This window comes from Streptomyces hirsutus, assembly GCF_001418415.1.
Taxonomy (GTDB): Bacteria; Actinomycetota; Actinomycetes; order Streptomycetales; family Streptomycetaceae; genus Streptomyces; species Streptomyces hirsutus.
In genome coordinates, this window is sequence record NZ_LIQT01000712.1 from 1 (window position 1) to 2,457 (window position 2,457).

Sequence of the window (2,457 nt, forward strand, 5' to 3'; positions counted from 1 at the left end):
CGGCGTCCTCGGCGAGGACGCGTACCTCGGCGGTGCAGCGGCGGCAGGTCGTCAGATGCCTCTCGAAACGGATGCGTTCGGCGGGTTCGAGTGCGTCGAGCGCGTAGGGGGCGGCCAGCGAGTGGAGATCTCCGCGGCCCCCTCGGCCCAACAGCCGGTCCAGGAAGCTCATGCGGCACCTCCCAGGCAGTGGCGCAGTCGGGTCAGGCCGTCGCGCATGCGTGTCTTGACCGTACCGAGCGGCAGGGAGAGCCGCTCGGCCACTTCGCGGTAGGTGTAACCGTCGTAGTAGGCGAGGGTGACCGACTGCCGCTGCNNCGCGTTCGAGGCCGGCCTCGACCTCCTCGGCGACCTGGTCGAACGCGGGCTCGCTGCCGCGCCGGGCGGCTTCGCGCTGCTCGCGCTCGCCTGCCGCGCGGGCGCTGCGCACCCGGTCGACGGCCCGGCGGTGGGCGAGGGTGAGCACCCAGGACAGCGCGCTGCCCCGCTCGGGGTCGAACCGGGCGGCGGAGCGCCAGAGCTCGAGCAGCACCTCCTGGACGACCTCCTCCGACTGGGCGGGGTCGCGCACCACTCTTCGCACCAGTCCGTACACCGGCCCGGACACCAGTCCGTACAGCGCCTCGAATGCCTTCTGGTCGCCCCCTGCCACCCGCACCAGAAGCTCGTCCGCCTCCAACGCGCACCCCCCTCTCCCGGCCCCTTGGGGCCACCCGGTCACCCGAGGCATGCGCAGCGAGCGCGCCTCCGGAGGGTAATTACGGATCAGCGGACCGAAAACGCGGGTCGGACAGCGAGAAATGCTACGGGTGTTCAGCCGCGGCGGACCCGTCGGAACGTTTTCGTCTTCCGACCAATCCGGTCCGGGCACGGCTCCGAATCCCGGTGCGTAAGGCAAGTTGGCACTGAGGACGGACGGCATGACACCTAACTCCAGGACCGGCGCGGGACGCAGGAGCCTCGCGACCCTGATCTGTGGCGCGCTGGCCGCCGGTGGGCTCGCCGCCGCCGGCACGGCAGCGCTGGAACCGGGGGCGGCCTCCGCCTCCAGCCACCGGGAGGCCCCGCTGATCTCGGGCACTCCGCAGTACGACAACACCGACCTGTACGCGTTCGTCAGTCCCGACAAGCCGGACACGACGACGATCATCGCGAACTGGATCCCGTTCGAGGAGCCGGCCGGCGGACCGAACTTCTTCACGTTCGCCGAGGACGCGCAGTACGACCTTCACATCGACACCAACGGCGACGCGCAGGGCGAGCTGCTGTTCCGCTACACCTTCAGGACCCATACGAAGAACGAGAAGACGTTCCTCTACAACACGGGCCCGGTCACCGCCCTGGACGACCCGGACCTCAACATCACGCAGACCTACGACATCGAGCTGCTGAAGCTGAAGGACCAGCACCTGGTGTCCCGTACGAAGATCGCGGACGACGTCCCGGTGGCGCCCTCGAACGTCGGCAAGGCGTCCATGCCGGACTACGACACGCTCCGCAAGCAGGCCGTGCATGAGCTGGCGGGCGGCGCCACGACGTTCGCCGGGCAGGCCGACGACCCGTTCTTCCTGGACCTGCGCGTCTTCGACCTGCTGTACGGCGGGAACCTCTCCGAGGTCGGCAACGACACCCTCAAGGGGTACAACGTCAACTCGCTGGCCCTCCAGGTGCCGACGGACATGATCACCGAGTCGGCGGAGCAGCCGGTCGTCGGCATCTGGTCCACGACCCAGCGCAAGAACGCCAAGGGGCAGTTCACCCAGGTGTCGCGGCTGGGCAATCCGCTGGTGAACGAGGTCGTCAACCCGCTGAAGGACAAGGACACGTTCAACGCGTCCGCGCCGTGGGACGACGCGCAGTTCCTGAAGAACGTCACGAATCCGGAACTGCCGAAGCTCATCGAGGCGATCTACAAGATCGAGGCGCCCGCCGAGCCGCGCGACGACCTCGTCGACGTCTTCCTCAAGGGTGTCGAAGGGCTCAACCAGCCGCCGCACGTGACGCCGTCGGAGATGCTGCGCCTCAACACGTCGATCGAGCCGGCGGCCGAACCGAAGCGGCTCGGTGTGCTGGACGGCGACAACGCGGGCTTCCCCAACGGACGCCGGCTGACGGACGACGTGATCGACGCGGCGCTCCAGGTCGTCGAGGGCGAGCTGGTCGGCGCGGCGAACGACCTCGGTGACGCGGTCGACGCCAACGACAAGGAGTTCGGCGCCTCGTTCCCGTATCTGGCCACCCCGACGGAGGGGTCGCGCGGTCCGCTCGCCGAGGGCGTGGACAGCGGCAACGACGTACGCAACCAGCTCGGTGACGCGCTGCGGCCGGCCGGGGCCGGGGGCTCCGACGACACCACCCTGATCGCCGCGTCCGCGGGGGCGGGAGCCTTCGGGATCCTGCTGATCGGCGGGGCCCTGGTGTGGTGGCGCAGGATGCGCGGCCGGGCGTACTGAGCCA

3 protein-coding genes and 1 pseudogene are annotated in these 2,457 nt (G+C 69.7%); 1 reads left to right on the plus strand and 3 read right to left on the minus strand.

Annotation, left to right across the window (positions count from 1 at the left end):
- The 3 genes and pseudogenes from AOK11_RS46970 to AOK11_RS37755 all read right to left on the minus strand — a co-directional run.
- A partial coding sequence (locus tag AOK11_RS46970; protein ID WP_167353883.1) for an RskA family anti-sigma factor occupies positions 1-172 on the minus strand: 172 nt, incomplete at its 3' end.
- Positions 169-316: sigma factor-like helix-turn-helix DNA-binding protein (locus AOK11_RS45985; RefSeq protein WP_276204867.1), on the minus strand; the 148-nt coding region annotated here is incomplete at its 5' end. The genes AOK11_RS46970 and AOK11_RS45985, both read right to left, overlap by 4 nt.
- A 2-nt stretch (positions 317-318) precedes the next feature.
- Positions 319-679: pseudogene (locus AOK11_RS37755) on the minus strand (sigma factor); the annotation flags it as partial.
- A 241-nt stretch (positions 680-920) separates the two neighbouring features.
- On the opposite strand from AOK11_RS37755, the gene AOK11_RS37760 reads away from it, so the two are divergent.
- A complete protein-coding gene (locus AOK11_RS37760) occupies positions 921-2,453 on the plus strand; it encodes a DUF4331 domain-containing protein (RefSeq protein ID WP_055598130.1) in 1,533 nt (510 codons plus the stop codon).
- Positions 2,454-2,457 lie beyond the last annotated feature (4 nt).

What these genes read in the sequence shown, in the direction of transcription:
- AOK11_RS37760 (WP_055598130.1), top strand. Translation starts at nt 921, where the DNA reads ATGACACCTAACTCCAGGACCGGCGCGGGACGCAGGAGCCTCGCGACC.